This window comes from Pseudoalteromonas ostreae, from assembly GCF_018069805.1.
In the GTDB taxonomy this organism is placed as follows: Bacteria; Pseudomonadota; Gammaproteobacteria; order Enterobacterales; family Alteromonadaceae; genus Pseudoalteromonas; species Pseudoalteromonas ostreae.
This window is the reverse complement of sequence record NZ_JAGPYN010000018.1, coordinates 52,424-67,983: the sequence shown is the minus strand read 5'-3', so window position 1 is coordinate 67,983 and position 15,560 is coordinate 52,424. Positions and strand designations below refer to the sequence as shown.

General features: G+C 41.0%; 20 protein-coding genes. 13 read left to right on the top strand and 7 right to left on the bottom strand.

Features of this window, described 5'->3' with window-relative positions; genetic code table 11:
• Nucleotides 1-7: 7 nt before the first annotated feature.
• The gene (gene mlaE / locus J7338_RS14885; protein WP_210797788.1) at nt 8-787 is read right to left on the bottom strand and encodes a lipid asymmetry maintenance ABC transporter permease subunit MlaE; all 780 of its coding nucleotides are present in this window, start codon (nt 785-787) and stop codon (nt 8-10) included.
• Nucleotides 787-1,602, bottom strand: a complete 816-nt coding sequence (gene mlaF, locus J7338_RS14880) for a phospholipid ABC transporter ATP-binding protein MlaF (RefSeq protein WP_210797810.1) — start codon at nt 1,600-1,602, stop codon at nt 787-789. Before mlaF ends, mlaE begins: the two co-directional genes overlap by 1 nt.
• 245 nt (nt 1,603-1,847) lie before the next feature.
• Here mlaF and J7338_RS14875 point away from each other — a divergent pair, with 245 nt between their 5' ends.
• The 12 genes from J7338_RS14875 to mgtE all read left to right on the top strand — a co-directional run bounded on the left by J7338_RS14875 (nt 1,848) and on the right by mgtE (nt 11,136).
• Nucleotides 1,848-2,819 carry a calcium/sodium antiporter gene (locus J7338_RS14875; RefSeq protein WP_210797787.1) on the top strand — a complete coding sequence of 324 codons (972 nt, stop codon included), beginning with the start codon at nt 1,848-1,850 and terminating at the stop codon, nt 2,817-2,819.
• A gap of 25 nt (nt 2,820-2,844) precedes the next feature.
• Nucleotides 2,845-3,816 carry a KpsF/GutQ family sugar-phosphate isomerase gene (locus J7338_RS14870; RefSeq protein WP_210797786.1) on the top strand — a complete coding sequence of 324 codons (972 nt, stop codon included), beginning with the start codon at nt 2,845-2,847 and terminating at the stop codon, nt 3,814-3,816.
• Nucleotides 3,816-4,367, top strand: coding sequence for a 3-deoxy-manno-octulosonate-8-phosphatase KdsC (kdsC, locus tag J7338_RS14865; protein WP_210797785.1), 552 nt, complete (start codon nt 3,816-3,818; stop codon nt 4,365-4,367). Before J7338_RS14870 ends, kdsC begins: the two co-directional genes overlap by 1 nt.
• Nucleotides 4,364-4,918 (top strand): LPS export ABC transporter periplasmic protein LptC, encoded by a 555-nt coding sequence (gene lptC, locus J7338_RS14860; protein ID WP_210797784.1) that lies wholly within the window; start codon nt 4,364-4,366, stop codon nt 4,916-4,918. Before kdsC ends, lptC begins: the two co-directional genes overlap by 4 nt.
• Entirely contained in the window at nt 4,908-5,441 is a 534-nt protein-coding gene (lptA, locus tag J7338_RS14855; RefSeq protein ID WP_210797783.1) for a lipopolysaccharide transport periplasmic protein LptA, read from the top strand. The genes lptC and lptA overlap by 11 nt, the downstream gene beginning before the upstream one ends.
• Nucleotides 5,438-6,163, top strand: coding sequence for an LPS export ABC transporter ATP-binding protein (gene lptB, locus J7338_RS14850; protein WP_210797782.1), 726 nt, complete (start codon nt 5,438-5,440; stop codon nt 6,161-6,163). Before lptA ends, lptB begins: the two co-directional genes overlap by 4 nt.
• A gap of 66 nt (nt 6,164-6,229) precedes the next feature.
• Nucleotides 6,230-7,726, top strand: a complete 1,497-nt coding sequence (locus tag J7338_RS14845; protein WP_210797781.1) for an RNA polymerase factor sigma-54 — start codon at nt 6,230-6,232, stop codon at nt 7,724-7,726.
• Between the two features lie 28 nt (nt 7,727-7,754).
• Nucleotides 7,755-8,042, top strand: coding sequence for a ribosome hibernation promoting factor (hpf, locus tag J7338_RS14840; RefSeq protein WP_145236739.1), 288 nt, complete (start codon nt 7,755-7,757; stop codon nt 8,040-8,042).
• Nucleotides 8,043-8,046: 4 nt separating this feature from the next.
• Nucleotides 8,047-8,499, top strand: coding sequence for a PTS IIA-like nitrogen regulatory protein PtsN (gene ptsN / locus J7338_RS14835; RefSeq protein ID WP_210797780.1), 453 nt, complete (start codon nt 8,047-8,049; stop codon nt 8,497-8,499).
• Between the two features lie 20 nt (nt 8,500-8,519).
• Nucleotides 8,520-9,362 (top strand): RNase adapter RapZ, encoded by an 843-nt coding sequence (gene rapZ / locus J7338_RS14830; protein ID WP_210797779.1) that lies wholly within the window; start codon nt 8,520-8,522, stop codon nt 9,360-9,362.
• A 28-nt stretch (nt 9,363-9,390) separates the two neighbouring features.
• The gene (locus tag J7338_RS14825) at nt 9,391-9,663 is read left to right on the top strand and encodes an HPr family phosphocarrier protein (protein WP_210797778.1); all 273 of its coding nucleotides are present in this window, start codon (nt 9,391-9,393) and stop codon (nt 9,661-9,663) included.
• 114 nt (nt 9,664-9,777) lie between these two features.
• Nucleotides 9,778-11,136 (top strand): magnesium transporter, encoded by a 1,359-nt coding sequence (gene mgtE, locus J7338_RS14820; RefSeq protein ID WP_210797777.1) that lies wholly within the window; start codon nt 9,778-9,780, stop codon nt 11,134-11,136.
• Between the two features lie 234 nt (nt 11,137-11,370).
• Here the strand turns inward: mgtE and J7338_RS20955 are convergent, their stop codons facing one another.
• The 3 genes from J7338_RS20955 to J7338_RS14810 all read right to left on the bottom strand — a co-directional run bounded on the left by J7338_RS20955 (nt 11,371) and on the right by J7338_RS14810 (nt 12,349).
• A complete protein-coding gene (locus tag J7338_RS20955; RefSeq protein ID WP_267459589.1) occupies nt 11,371-11,505 on the bottom strand; it encodes a hypothetical protein in 135 nt (44 codons plus the stop codon).
• Nucleotides 11,506-11,563: 58 nt separating this feature from the next.
• Nucleotides 11,564-11,722: a YqaE/Pmp3 family membrane protein gene (locus J7338_RS14815; protein WP_064667813.1), complete on the bottom strand. Its 159-nt coding sequence runs from the start codon at nt 11,720-11,722 to the stop codon at nt 11,564-11,566.
• 63 nt (nt 11,723-11,785) lie between these two features.
• Nucleotides 11,786-12,349, bottom strand: a complete 564-nt coding sequence (locus J7338_RS14810) for a BON domain-containing protein (RefSeq protein ID WP_210797776.1) — start codon at nt 12,347-12,349, stop codon at nt 11,786-11,788.
• A gap of 341 nt (nt 12,350-12,690) precedes the next feature.
• Between J7338_RS14810 and J7338_RS14805 the strand changes: the two genes are divergently transcribed.
• Nucleotides 12,691-13,347 (top strand): LiaF domain-containing protein, encoded by a 657-nt coding sequence (locus J7338_RS14805; protein ID WP_210797775.1) that lies wholly within the window; start codon nt 12,691-12,693, stop codon nt 13,345-13,347.
• Nucleotides 13,348-13,410: 63 nt separating this feature from the next.
• Here J7338_RS14805 and J7338_RS14800 read toward each other — a convergent pair whose 3' ends face one another.
• Nucleotides 13,411-13,827 carry a VOC family protein gene (locus J7338_RS14800; protein ID WP_210797774.1) on the bottom strand — a complete coding sequence of 139 codons (417 nt, stop codon included), beginning with the start codon at nt 13,825-13,827 and terminating at the stop codon, nt 13,411-13,413.
• 363 nt (nt 13,828-14,190) lie between these two features.
• Nucleotides 14,191-15,540 carry a metalloprotease PmbA gene (pmbA, locus tag J7338_RS14795; RefSeq protein WP_145236716.1) on the bottom strand — a complete coding sequence of 450 codons (1,350 nt, stop codon included), beginning with the start codon at nt 15,538-15,540 and terminating at the stop codon, nt 14,191-14,193.
• Nucleotides 15,541-15,560 lie beyond the last annotated feature (20 nt).

Below are 15,560 nucleotides of genomic sequence, written 5' to 3'. Positions count from 1 at the left end.
ACCTTTATTAGCTAGTAAACATTACCGCTGTCAAAATAAAATCAAACCCTAAAACAGCCAAAGATGAGTGTACAACTGTCTCTGTTGTTGCTTTACTGATCCCTTCAGAGGTCGGTATACAATCGTAGCCTTTATAGAGCGCAATCCATGTAACCACGATAGCAAATACAAAACTCTTGATCATGCCATTTAAAATATCTTGCTGGAATGATACTTGCGACTGCATGATAGACCAAAAACTTCCCGTATCCACCCCCAGCCAATCAACCCCCACTAAATGAGCACCAATAATTGCAACTGCTGAAAATATTAACGCCAGTAATGGCATACTGATAAAGCCCGCCCAAAAGCGGGGCGCGATAATACGCTTAAGAGGGTCAATCGCCATCATTTCCAAGCTAGATAACTGCTCAGTGGCTTTCATTAAACCTATCTCAGCGGTTAATGCACTACCAGCTCGCCCTGCAAACAATAATGCAGTAACAACAGGGCCTAGCTCTCTGAGTAAACTCAAGGCCACTAACGGCCCTAAGCTATCTTCTGCGCCATAACCAACTAATACGGTATAGCCTTGCAACGCCAATACCATACCAATGAACAAGCCCGACACAAGGATAATCAACAGTGACTGCGAGCCGACCATATATAATTGGCGTATTAATAACGGCGTGCCTTTTTTAAAGTTAGGCAAACTCCATAACGCACCAATCAACATCTGAGTGGAGCGACCAAGTGCAGCAAACCGCCCTAACGTTTTATGACCTAGCATTTGCAAAAAATCAAACATCAGCGCCGCCCTCCCAGTAATTCTTCTTGATAAGGTTGAGCAGGAAAATGAAACGGCACTGGGCCATCAGATAATCCTTTTAAGAACTGCTGAACTAAAGCCGATTCATGATTACGCATTTCATCCGGCGTACCGCTACCAATAACACCTTGATCGGCAATAATGATAACGTGATCGGCAATACTCATCACTTCTGTTACATCGTGAGTGACAATTAATGATGATAACCCAAGCACTTGATTAAGCGACTTAATCAACTTGACTAACACCCCCATGGAGATAGGGTCTTGCCCAGCAAATGGCTCATCATACATAATTAATTCAGGATCAAGTGCGATTGAACGTGCTAATGCAGCGCGACGTGCCATACCACCTGACAGTTCTGAAGGCATTAGATCTTGTGCGCCACGTAAGCCAACGGCTTGTAATTTCATCAATACTACAAGACGAATTAAGTCTTCACTAAGACGAGTATGTTCACGCAGCGGAAAAGCGATATTGTCAAACACTGACATATCGGTAAATAATGCGCCGCTTTGGAACAACATACTCATTTTGGTTCGCGCCGCATAAAGCTCTTTGCGCGACATAGTAGGAATGTTATTACCTTCGAATAAAATAGTGCCGTTATCTGGTTTTAATTGGCCACCAATTAAACGCAACATGGTGGTTTTTCCAATTCCGCTTGGCCCCATAATTGCCGTAATTTTTCCTTTAGGGACACTAAAGCTCATATTTTTATATATACAGCGATTACCCCTAGAAAAGCTTACATCCTTGATTTCTACTATTGGTTGCGACAAGTCGCTCTCCATTACTATTTTCACTAGTTCCCCTATTTTAAGCGTTTTTGCAGCAAGATGGAAAAAACAATTCGTAAAATTTTGTAATATTCTATGTAATAGCTCTACAACCCTTACAGCAATGGGCTTAACTGTTGCTTAAATAACTTGCTGCTGAACAAAAACCAATAAATTGGGCTGATTCTTTTATTTATACTTTCAGGTTGGCTTTTGTTACTATTTACAGCCATCTCATTTTGAATAATTGGCGTAACGTAATGGTGACTTCTTTTGTCATTTTAATTCTCGGATTTGCAGCTCTCGTTTGGAGTGCAGATCGCTTTGTTTATGGTGCTGCTGCACTGGCAAAAAATTTCGGTGTTCCTACCCTTATTGTTGGTTTAACGGTTGTTGCGATGGGCTCGTCAGCTCCTGAAATGATGGTCTCAGCATCAGCCGCGCTTGCAGGTAAGACTGACACTGCCGTGGGTAACGCTGTTGGCTCAAATATCACCAATATTTTACTTGTTTTAGGTATTACCGCGTTATTGCGCCCACTCTCAGTATCATCAATGACACTAAAACGCGAAATGCCACTTGTGCTGCTAGTGTCTATCGCCGCTTGGTATATATTTTCTGATAACTATTTTTCATTTGCTGAGGGCGTTGCATTAATCATTGGCTTTGTGGTCTTTATTGCGGGCTTAGTTATTATTTCTATTCGCGCCAAAAACCAAGCTGATGACCCATTTGTAAGTGAAGCCTGTGAAGACGTACCAGATAACGTGCCAACCAAATCGGCTTTACTTTGGTTAATTATTGGTATGATATTACTGCCTGTCAGCTCACATTTTTTAGTTGGCTCAGCAGTTGATATAGCCAAATACTTTGGCCTAAGTGATTTAGTAATAGGGTTAACCATTATTGCTATTGGCACCAGTCTGCCTGAGCTTGCAGCCTGTATTGCAGGAGTATTAAAAAACGAAGATGATTTAGCACTGGGTAATATTGTTGGCTCAAATATCTTTAACATTTTAGCAGTGTTGCCACTAGCTGGGATTATTAACCCTTCGATTATTGATCCTTCAGCGGCAAACCGTGATGCCTTAATAATGATTGGTGCCACCATAGCCCTTATTGCTATGTCCTTGAGTTTTAGGGGCACAAGACGCATTAATAGAGTTGAAGGTGGCCTGTTATTGATCGCGTTTTTAGTATATCAAGGTTATATTTTCAGCCAAGTTGCTTAATGCTACCCACTATATGGATAACACTATGACGCAGTTAGATTTTATTGAACAAGGTAAGCGCGTGCTTGAGATAGAGCGCCAAGCACTGCTTGATATAACCCAATATCTAGACGAAAACTTTAATAAAGCTTGCCAATTGATGTATCAGTGTCACGGTAGGATCATAGTAGTCGGTATGGGGAAATCAGGGCATATTGGTAATAAAATTGCTGCAACACTGGCAAGCACTGGCACGCCAGCGTTTTTTGTCCATCCTGGTGAGGCAAGTCATGGTGATTTAGGGATGATCACTCGTGATGATGTGGTGATGCTGCTATCAAACTCAGGTGAAACCAGCGAAGTACTGAATATTATTCCGGTTATTAAACGTATTGGCGCAAAAATGATCGCCATGACAGGTAACCCTGAATCATCAATGGCAAATTGGGCTGATGCCCATGTATGCATCAAAGTAAGCCAAGAGGCCTGCCCATTAGGTCTAGCGCCCACGGCAAGCACGACCGCAACACTTGCAATGGGTGATGCAATAGCCGTTGCTCTGCTAGAAACTCGTGGCTTTACAGCCGATGATTTTGCGCTATCGCATCCTGGTGGTAGTTTAGGCAAGCGTTTACTGTTGTGCTTAAAAGATATTATGCACAGTGGCCCAGCAACGCCTATGATCAATGATAAGCAATGTATCAAAGATGCATTAATCGAAATGTCGGCAAAAGGCTTGGGTATGACAGCCATTGTTGATGATACAGGGCTACTTACAGGGCTTTTTACTGATGGTGATTTACGCCGAATTTTAGAGCAACGAATAGATATTCACAGTACTTTGATAAGCACTGTCATGACTCGCTCTTGCACAACAGCAACCGCAGATATGCTTGCCGCCGAAGCGCTCAATATCATGGAGAATAAGCGTATCAATGGCTTGATTGTGATTGATGATAAACACCACCCTATTGGTGCTCTTAATATGCAAGATTTGCTCAAAGCAGGAGTTTTATAATGCAGTTTGCTGACTTATATCAGCCACTTTCAGATGATGCGAGCGAGCGAGCACAAAAAATCAAACTACTGATCTGTGATATCGATGGGGTGTTTTCAGATGGCCGCATTTATCTTGGCAATCAAGGTGAAGAACTCAAAGCGTTTAATACTAAAGATGGTTTTGGCATAAAGGCACTGATCAACAGCGGTTTTGAAGTTGCCGTGATCACCGGTCGTCATTCACAGATAGTTCAGCAACGAATGACTAGCCTGACAGTACCGCATATTTACCAAGGTCAAGAAAACAAGTTGCAAGCTTATCAACAGCTCAAAGATAAATTGCAGTTAAGCGATGAACAAATCGCTTACATAGGCGATGACGGACCTGACTTGCCAGTAATGGAATTAGTTGGTTTTGCGGTGGCAGTAAATGATGCACATCCTTTGATCAAGCGCATTTCACATTATACAACTATGTTGCCTGGTGGCTTTGGGGCGGTGCGTGAACTCACTGATTTATTAATGCTCGAAAATGGTAAATCATTAACCAGTGAAGGCACGAGCTCATGAATAGCCCTCGTTTAATATTATGCGTATTATTTGTTGGCTGCATGGTGTGGCTGTGGCTTCCTTATTTTAATCAGCCAGCAAGCACAGTACAAAACCAAGAAGATATAATAGCTGAACCTGATTACACTGCAGTGGCATTAAAACAAACCGCGTTTGATGAGCAAGGTAAAATTAGCCACAAAGTAACAGCAGCAAAAATGGAACTCTACCAAAAGTTAGGGTTCACTTACTTTGAACAACCTATTTTTACACTTTATAATCAACAACAAACGTGGCAAATTAATGCCAATGAAGCCACTTTATATGAAAACCATCAATTAATTTTAGAAGGTAATGTAGTGGCTAAAAACCTCACCAACAATGCCATGATTGAACATATAAACGCAGATAATATTCAGGTTGATATTGAACTGCAAACTATGAGCTCTGAACAACCTGTAGAATTGAGCGGACCAAATCTGAAGATCACTGGGCGCGGCCTCCATGCCGACTTAAAAGCCGAAGTGGTAGAACTAATTAACCATACGCGAACCATATATTATGACCAATAAATTTACTCACTTGCTTATTATACCAAGCTTATTCATTGCCTTTGCAAGCTTTGCTGAAAATACGGCACCACCTGCGGATCAAGTATCGATCAGAGCAGACAAACAACTCGCGCAGCTGAAAGATAATATCGGTATTTTTGAAAAAAATGTTGAAATCATTCATGGCAACCGCCGTATCAAAGCAGATCGACTTGAAGTCCATGAGCGCGAAGATTTAGGGGATAACAAACAACTGCTTGTCGCCACTGGCAGCCCGGCTTACTTTGAAGAAAAACAAACTGATGGCACAGTAATGAGTGCCAGTGCTGATGAAGTTCGTTACGACGTTGCAAAGCGCTACTTAACATTAATTGGTGATGCACAAATTACCCAAGCAGGTCAAAAAATTAACGCTAAAAGCATTACCTACGACATGGATCAGCAGCTTATTAGCGCCGAAAAAGGCGCAAGTTCAAATGATCGCGTACACACTATACTAGTGCCTGTAAACAGTAATAAAACCAAATCGAAAGGCCAGCCATGAGTACATTAAAAGCTGAATTTTTAGCTAAAAGCTACAAAGGCCGCCAAGTTGTCAAAAGTGTTGGTTTAGAAGTAACCGCTGGCAGCATTGTTGGTTTACTTGGCCCAAATGGCGCAGGTAAAACCACCACCTTTTATATGATTGTTGGTTTAGTGCCAAGCGACAAAGGCAAAATCAGCATTGATGATAATGACATTACATTACTGCCAATGCACAGCCGCGCCCGCTTAGGGATTGGTTACTTGCCTCAAGAGTCATCAATATTTCGTAAATTGACTGTGTATCAAAATTTAATGGCGATTTTAGAAACCCGCAAAGACCTAAAAAAACAAGCCAGAGAAGAAGCCCTAGACAGCTTACTTGATGAATTTAGCATTCAACATATTCGCGACAGCCTAGGTATGGCACTATCAGGCGGTGAACGCCGTCGGGTAGAAATTGCGCGCGCTTTAGCCGCAAATCCAAAGTTTATCTTACTTGATGAGCCTTTTGCTGGTGTTGATCCTATTTCAGTGTTAGATATAAAGAAGATTATTGAACACCTTAAAAACCGTGGTATTGGCGTGCTTATTACCGACCACAATGTACGAGAAACTCTTGATGTTTGTGAAAAAGCCTACATAGTTTCTCATGGGGAGCTAATTGCATCAGGCACACCTGAGCATGTACTCGCCGACCAAACAGTTCGCGATGTTTATCTTGGTGAGCAATTTAGGCTATAAAGCCACACTCAGCTAAGCATCTGCTAAACTTAATAATGACAACAATAAAAGGATTGTTAAAGATACATGAGGCAATCACTCCAGCTGCGCATGGGCCAGCAACTTACAATGACACCGCAACTGCAACAAGCCATTCGCTTATTGCAGCTCAGTACATTGGATCTCCAACAAGAAATTCAAGAAGCACTAGATAGCAATCCATTATTAGAGCTAGAAGAACATGAATATTCAGAAGATACTGCTGGCAAAAACGAACAAAAACAAGATAACGATGACTTAACTGTCAGTGCCTCAGCTGACGACAAGCCCAGCGAATATGAACAAGAAAGTAGCGAAGCATTAAGTAAAGAAACACTCAGTGATGAAATGGCGATGGACGTCACATGGGATGAATACATGAGCGCTGCGCCAAATACGTCATCCGGCCCAATGCCTGAAGATGAATCTATTTATCAAGGCGCTTCAACAGAGACATTACATGAATATTTAATGTGGCAGTTACAGTTAACTCCATTTAGCCCAACCGATGAAGCAATCGCCATTGCGATTGTTGAAGCCGTTGACGACTCAGGTATTTTAACCCTTAGCTGCGAAGACCTTGTAGAGAGTTTAAATCAAGGCAACAGCGAAGAAGAAATCGAACTTGACGAAGTGCAAGCAGTGTTAAAGCGCATTCAATTATTTGACCCTGTTGGCATTGCTGCACGTAGCTTGCAAGAATGCTTATGTATTCAATTAAATCAATTTGATCTTGCAACCCCTTGGATTGCTGAGACAAAAATGATTTTAACAGATCATATCGATTTATTAGCTAGTCGCGACTATCGTACTTTGATGAAAAAGACTAAGCTTAAAGAAGAAGATTTAAAAGAAGTAATGACACTGATCCACAGCCTTAATCCAAAGCCTGCGGATACCATAGTACGGGAAGAGTCTGAGTACGTTATTCCTGACGTATCAGTGAAAAAAATTAAAGGCCGCTGGGTGGTTGAGCTTAATCCAGACAGCATGCCAAAAATTAGAGTGAACAGCCAATATGCGGCGATGTCACGCTCAGTCAAATCGAGCACTGACAGCCAATTTATTCGTTCGCATCTGCAAGAAGCTAAATGGTTTATAAAAAGCCTAGAAAGTCGCAATGACACATTACTCAAAGTAACCAACTGCATTGTTAAACAACAGCAAGGATTCTTTGAGCATGGCCCTGAAGCTATGCGCCCTATGGTACTAAACGATGTTGCTGAAATGGTTGAGATGCACGAATCAACAATTTCTCGTGTAACAACACAAAAATACATGCATACTCCTCGCGGTATATTTGAGTTAAAATATTTTTTCTCAAGCCATGTAAGTACTGAGAACGGCGGCGAATGCTCATCAACAGCCATTCGAGCATTGATCAGAAAGTTGATCAGTGCAGAAAACTCAGCAAAACCATTGAGTGATAGTAAAATTGCAGATATATTGGCAGAGCAAGGTATCAAAGTAGCTAGACGAACTATTGCAAAATACCGCGAGTCACTGGCTATTCCACCGTCAAATCAACGTAAAAGTTTGATTTAAGGCGTAAAATCACAAGAGGAAAATGCTTATGCAACTAAATTTAACTGGTCGTCACGTAGAAATTACTGATTCATTAAGAGACTATGTAAACAATAAGTTTGCCAAGCTTGAGAGGCATTTTGATCACATAAACAATGTCCATGTTATTCTTGATGTAGAAAAGCTAAGCCAAAAAGCAGAAGCCACATTACATGTCAGTGGCGCTGAATTATTTGCCTCAACTGAGCACCAAGACATGTATGCAGCCATTGACGGACTAATCGACAAACTTGACCGTCAAGTAATTAAACACAAAGAGAAGCACGCTCGACACTAACACTATGAAATTAAGCTCACTTATTTGCCAGGACTGCAGTAAAACTGCGGTCCTTTTTAATAGCAAAAAACGGATCATTGAATTTATCAGCCAATTGGCTCATGAACAACTTCCTCAGCTATCACAACAAGAAATCCTCAACGCGCTACTGTCGAGAGAAAAACTAGGTAGTACGGGTATTGGTCGTGGTATTGCTATTCCTCATGGCCGTATGAGTGGTGTTGAACAACCACTTGCGATAATTTTAGTGAGTGAATCACCAATTGATTTTGATGCGATTGATAATCGCCCAGTAGATATATTTGTAGCTCTCATCGTACCAGATGGTGATAGCCAACTTCATTTGAAGACGTTAGCCACAATTGCTGATAAACTCAACGACAAAGATTTTTGTAAACAACTACGTAGCGCAAAAACGGACCAAGATTTGTATCACGTAATTGCTGCGCAATCGTAGCCAAATGAAGGAGAATTTACATGGAGTTAATTATCATCAGTGGCCGCTCTGGCTCCGGAAAATCTGTTGCTCTTCGTGTAGTAGAAGATCTTGGCTATTATTGTGTTGATAATATTCCTGTAAACTTATTACCTTCATTAGTACGTAGTGTTTCTGATAATTACGACAAGATCGCCGTCAGTATCGATGTACGTAATTTACCAAAAGAGCAGGACGAGTTTAACGATATTCTCGAATACTTACCGGGCTTTGCAAATCCAACATTATTTTATTTAGATTGTGATGATCAAACACTGATCAAACGCTTTTCTGAAACTCGCCGCTTACACCCATTATCTTTGGATTCTTTGCCGCTCGATTTAGCTATCAAACAAGAAAAAATATTACTTGATGTGTTAACGACCCGAGCTGACTTTATGCTGGATACCACTGATCTGAGTGTCCACCAACTTGCTGAGTCAATCCGGGAAAAGATTTTAGGTAAAAAAGACAAAAAACTAATTATTACCTTTGAATCTTTTGGTTTTAAACATGGTATTCCAAAAGAAGCTGATTATGTATTTGATGCACGCTTTTTACCTAATCCACATTGGGAACCTGAGTTAAAACCACTCACTGGGCTTGATCAACCGGTAAAAGATTATTTAGCCAGTCACAGTATCGTGCAAAAATTCACTTGGCAAATTCAAACCTTTGTGCAAACTTGGTTACCGCACTTGGAGCGTAATAATCGCAGTTACTTAACAATTGCTATTGGTTGTACTGGTGGTCAACATCGCTCAGTATATCTAGCGCAAACTATAGGTGAAAGCTTCTCGATGAGCCACAGTAATGTAAAGATTCGCCATCGTGAACAAGAATAACAACTCACGTTTACAGTAAGGAATGTTGATGCGCTTAGAAGATACATTTTTAATCAAAAACAAACTTGGTTTACATGCTCGCGCAGCCAGCGTATTAGCGCAATTAGCGGTGCAGTTTGATGCCAGCATCACACTTCATCAAGATGAAAAACAAGCCGCCGGCGATAGCGTACTCGGCTTAATGCTATTAGAAAGTAGCCAAGGCAAAGAAGTTAAAGTCGTGTGTGAAGGTCCAGACGCTGAACCTGCGCTTGCAGCAATTGGCGAGCTGATCGCACAACGCTTTAACGAACAAGAATAGCTCATAGTCAGTACCACTAAACTGAATAAAGTCGTTAATTAAGCAGCTCAACTGCGTTAATTACCGATAACTGTTACCCTACCTATCAAGTGTATTAATTTTTTAAGGACGCCAATGCCAGAAGCTTTCGAACAAGATTACCCACTACAACAACTAGAACAAGTGACCAAGTCACTTAACAGTGGTCAATTTGTTCAAGTAAGGCGTATGTTGGCAAAAACAGCTCCTTGTGACACTGCACTATTACTCGAGTCATCACCGCATAAAATTCGTACCCTGCTATGGCAATTGGTTGATCCAGATGTACAAGGTGACGTACTTGAAGAACTCTCGGAAGATGTTCGTTTAGGGATCATAGCCCAAATGGAGCCGAAGCACATCGCTGCGGCTACTGAGGATATGAGCCACGATGACCTAGGGGAAGTTTTACGTAGTCTACCAGACACCGTCTACCAAGATGTTGTTGGGGCCATGGATAGCCAAGATCGAGAACGTGCAACTCAAGCACTTTCCTATCAAGAGCGCTCTGCCGGTGCCCTGATGAACACAGATACGGTGACTATTCGTCCTGATGTTACCATTGATGTAGTGCTTCGTTACCTGCGCTTACGTGGTGAGCTACCAGAAGGTACCGATGACCTTTATGTGGTTGATAAACATAACTGCTTTATAGGTGCCATGTCGTTAACAACCTTGTTGACTAACTCACCAGATAAGATTATTCGCGATTTAATGGATGAAGATTGTGAATCTATCCTCATTTCGATGGATGAAACCGATGTTGCACAACTATTTGAACGTCATAACTGGATATCAGCCCCTGTGGTTGATGATAATGACCATCTACTTGGCCGTATCACCATCGATGATATCGTTGACGTTATCCGTGAAGACGCCGAGCATAGCTTATTGAGCCTAGCCGGTCTTGATGATGAAGAAGATACCTTTGCTCCGGTGTTAAAAAGTTCGAAAAAGCGCTCAATTTGGCTTGGCGTTAACTTATTAACCGCGTTGCTCGCTGCGATTGTAGCTAGCTTCTTTGAAAACACCTTAGCAATTTTACCTATTCTAGCGGTACTCAACGGTATAGTGCCGTCTATGGGTGGTGTAGCAGGCAGCCAAACATTAACACTGGTAATACGTGGTATTGCAGTGGGGCATATAAACCAAACTAACCAACACTTTTTATTAATGAAAGAGCTGGCGATCGGTGCTATAAATGGCATGGTATGGTCAATTTTAATAGCCGGTGTAGTTGCACTGTGGCAATGGGACTTTAAGCTTGGCGGCGTACTCGCCTTTGCCATGTTTATGAACTTAGTAGCCGCAGGTATCGCCGGTGCTAGTATTCCGCTGCTATTAAAAAAAATGAAAATTGATCCTGCATTAGCTGGCAGCGTGGTACTGACAACCGTAACCGATATTGTAGGGATCTTCGCCTTTCTAGGCACCGCCACTTGGTTGTTGGTGTAGTTAAAAATTAGGTTAAAAGTTAAAAAATTGACCCATCGTAGGCGTTAAGCTTGCTGATGCAAAAACACCAAGGCACATTTCAAAACCCGGTGATTGAGCACTCTACACCTATAAAAAATGAGAGGTAAAACATTCTTGGGGGAGGGTTATAAGTGGATGTTCTTAATTAAAATAACAACATACACTTATAATTTGATATAGCATCCTAGCAAAAATCCTTCTAATATCTGATAGTTAAAGCCCAATCCTTGCTGCTTTCACTTCGCTCCTTGGCGCACCATTGATTAGCTCCTTCCATTGTTGTGCTGTCCAAAGTGGCTTTGGGTTTTTTACGATCCCTTGCTGGCTTTTCCTTAATACGTTATCCATAATGTTTCTCCTTGCCATTTATTGGCTGTTCATCCTTGTTATATTGAACACTGTGACTCTAACGACGTGCGATTATATAAATTGCATGTATTAGACCAGGAATATACCCTAGTAATGTTAACAAAATATTAATCCAAAATTGAGCACCTAAACCAACTTGTAAAAATACACCAAGTGGTGGAATAAGCACTGAAAATATAATTCGTATTAAATCCATCGCTCTCACTCCCTGAAATTTGTATAGAAAGCCCAGCATAGCTGGGCATTCATGGCTTATAGATTATTCAGCAACAATTGTTAATTCATCAACAACATCATGGACATCTTCAGCATTCTTAGCAATTTTCAGCGCTAACTGTTTTTCAGCATCCGAACCAACAGTACCATTTAGCGTTACCACACCTTTATCGGTATCTACGTCAATATCCGTACCACCTACTTCAGAGTTAAACAAATAGCGTGTTGTAATAACGGTAGTAATTTTAGCATCTGTTAAATCACTTTCTGTGCTATCTGGTTTCATCTTCTTACTTTTTGCATCCGTGTTTTTAACGACCGTTAGCTCGTTATCGACATCAGTTACACCATCAAGGCTTAATACAAGCTCTTCAGCTAACTCTTTATCTAAATCGCTCTCAACTTTACCGGTAAGCACTACCTTGCCGTTTTTAACATCAGTGTTAATGTCAAAGTTGTTTAAGTTAGTGTTCATTAGAAGAACTGTTTCTGCCTTTCCATCAATCCAAGCATCTTTACTTTCATTTTCCCAGCTACTTGCTTGGGCACCCATAGCAGCAGTACCAAAAACTAACGCAGCAATAATTGATTTGTTAAATGTTTTCATAATCTTTCTCCTTTTGATTAAAGACAATATGATTAATGCGAACATCAAGCCAACTTTTAAAGCATTAAAAATCAGTATGTTAAAATAAATCATGTGTTAAATAAGTTTTAGCCTGGTAATTATTTACAGACTGTTCGGTAATTTATTCTGGTCATTGTAAAATCAACCATTTAATAGCATTATTCGTTAATCTGTCGTTAATATAACAAATACACCTAACGAAAATAAATTTAATGCATTGATAATTAAGGTAATTAATAATGGCCTAAGCTTTGCTTTAACTATTGCAGTACTGAGCAATCGTAAAATACACCAACAGCATCACTTATAAGGAATACATCATGACTGTAAAATTAGCAGATCGCCCAATTGAGCAAGTGCGTGAACAAGTTATTGATCAATTAATATATAACTACAGTCATGCTGTTATCTCAGCTGAGGCTTTTGAGCGTCGATTAGATCAGGCAATGGCTGCGAAAGATAACCAAAGCTTAATTGATTTGGTAAGTGACCTAGAATTAACAACCGATAGTAATTACCAGTGGGAAAAACGTGCGCAGTTTAGCCCAAACTATAGTAATAAAAGCGGCGATGAAACATTACACTTGCGAAGTATCTTAGGATCAAACGAGCGCAGTGGGCAATGGGTAGTACCAAAAGAAATCCACCTAACGAACTTACTTGGTTCTATTAAGCTTGATTTTACTGACGCCATATTTCAGCATCAAAATATCACCCTCCATGTCAATTGCTTACTAGGCAGTGATGAAATTTATGTGCCAGAGCACGTCAATGTCGTCTCAAAACTATTCAGTATTATTGGTAGTGTTGAAAACAAATCAGTGTCACTAAACAAGCAGCAAGGGCCAACCATTACTATCGAAGGTAAAGTGCTGCTTGGCTCTGTGGAAATCAAAATCAAGCGTACTATTAAGGAAAAGTTTGTCTCTTTTGCTAACAGCCTTAAAACCAGCTGGCAAGATATGAATAAACATTAATGGATAAAACACAGTTAAAGCTTAACACCGTCAGGCGTTAAGCTTACTGACGCGAAACTAATGTTATAAATCATTATTACGCTCACTAGGAATATCACTTAAATATTCAACAAACTCTATTTCAAACCCTGCGGGGTCAATAAAATACACATTTTTACGAAATGGATTTACCGCACCTGGCTGATCAATACTGTAACCAGCGCTTTCTAAACGCGAAATTACTGCAGCAATATTATTCGTAACATAAGCAAAGTGCGCTAAGCCAACTTGATGTCCGGTTATGTCACGGTTGTGTTGTTCACCATGATCACTTAATGCTAAATACTGGAAATCATCGCCAAAATGTAACCATTTTCGTGGTTTACCGTACCACTCCCCTTCGCCTTGGCTTCTTATAGACCAGTACGGAAAAGCCGCCTTATAAAAGTGCAGCATAGCTTCAACATCATCAACTACCAGATTTACGTGCTCTAAATACATAATTAGTTTCCTTTATTTAAGTAATTAAAGTCACAATAAAACCTCAAGTAACGTTGAGGTAAAGTGTTTTTTATAAAAAATTAACACACCGATGCAAACCACGTAGGAAATGGCTTTAGCCATGCATTTTATTAACCGCGCGGCATAAACCCGCACCTATAAACATTTTGCACAAAGAGAAAACAATGAGGGTAAATGAGAAACCAAAAAATTAATATTTTACTTTTTTCAGGCTAAAGCCCGACCTACAAAAGCATATTCCCTAGCATCTTTAACCTTTCCTGCGTAGGCGCGGCATAAAGCCGCGCCTACGCAAATTAAAACACCGATCAAAACTTAAAACTTATAGCTTATGACTTTAACCTAACTTCCCGCAATCTGCATTTGTTCAATCAATACCGAACCGGTTTGAATACCACCACGACGCTCTATGTCACCACCGATGCCGCTAATACCTTTAAACATATCTTGCAACTTACCGGCAATGGTTATTTCGCTTACAGGATATTGTATTTCGCCATTTTCAACCCAAAAACCGGCAGCACCACGCGAGTAATCACCTGTTACGGTATTAACGCCTTGGCCCATCAATTCGGTGACCAATAAACCCGTACCCATCGTTTTTAACAACGCAGCTAAGTCAGCATGAGTTTGTTCTACTAACCAGTTATGAATACCACCAGCATGACCGGTAGGTGTCATATTCATTTTTCTGGCTGCGTAGCTCGCTAATAAGTAAGTTTGCAGATCACCGCCTTGAATGATTTCACGGTCGATGGTTTTTACCCCTTCACTATCAAATGGTGAAGACGCTAAACCTTTTAAAATATGCGGGCGCTCTGAAATATTAACGCACTTATTAAATACTTGCGTGCCAAGGCTATCCAGCAAAAAGCTCGATTTACGATACAGCGCACCACCCCCTATTGCAGACACCAAGTGACCAAACAATGAATTAGCGATATCTGCACGAAAAACAACTGGGACTTTCATGGTACCTAATTTTTTGCTATTGAGCTTAGCAAGGGTTTCACTCGCAGCCTCTAAACCTACTGCCGCTGCATCTTTCAAACCAGCTTGGTCTCGCGCTACGGTATAAGCTGAATCCCGCTGCATTTGCTCACCATCTTTACCAATCACCATAGTACTAATGCTGTGGCGAGTACGCGGGTAACCAGTGATAAGGCCATGGCTATTACCATACACGCGTAAACCTTGATGCGATGAAAAACTGGCGCCATCTGAATTAACAATACGCGCATCGGCATTAAGCGCCGCTTGCTCTGCAGCATGACACAATTCAATGCCCTGCTCAGGGCTGACATCCCACGGGTGGTATAAATCCAAATCAAGCGGAGCAAATTCAAGTAGGTCTTTATCGGCTACGCCATTATGTGGATCATCTGAGGTAAACTTGGCGATATCAATGGCTTTCTCTACCACTGTACGCAGTGTTTTGGGGTTTAAATCAGCTGTTGACGCAGAGCCTTTGTGATTACCAACGTACACACTGATCCCCAGCCCACCATCTTGGTTAAATTCAATGGTCTCGACTTCACCCATGCGGGTACTAACTGATAAACCTGAGGTGCTCGACATCGCCGCTTCAGCGCCAGTAGCACCGAGTTTTTTCGCGTGTTCTAAAACCTCTGCAACGGCATCTTTTATTTGAGAAATTTGAGTATAAATAGGATCTTGCTGTTGGCTTTTCATATTTTTAGTCCTGAGCTTGG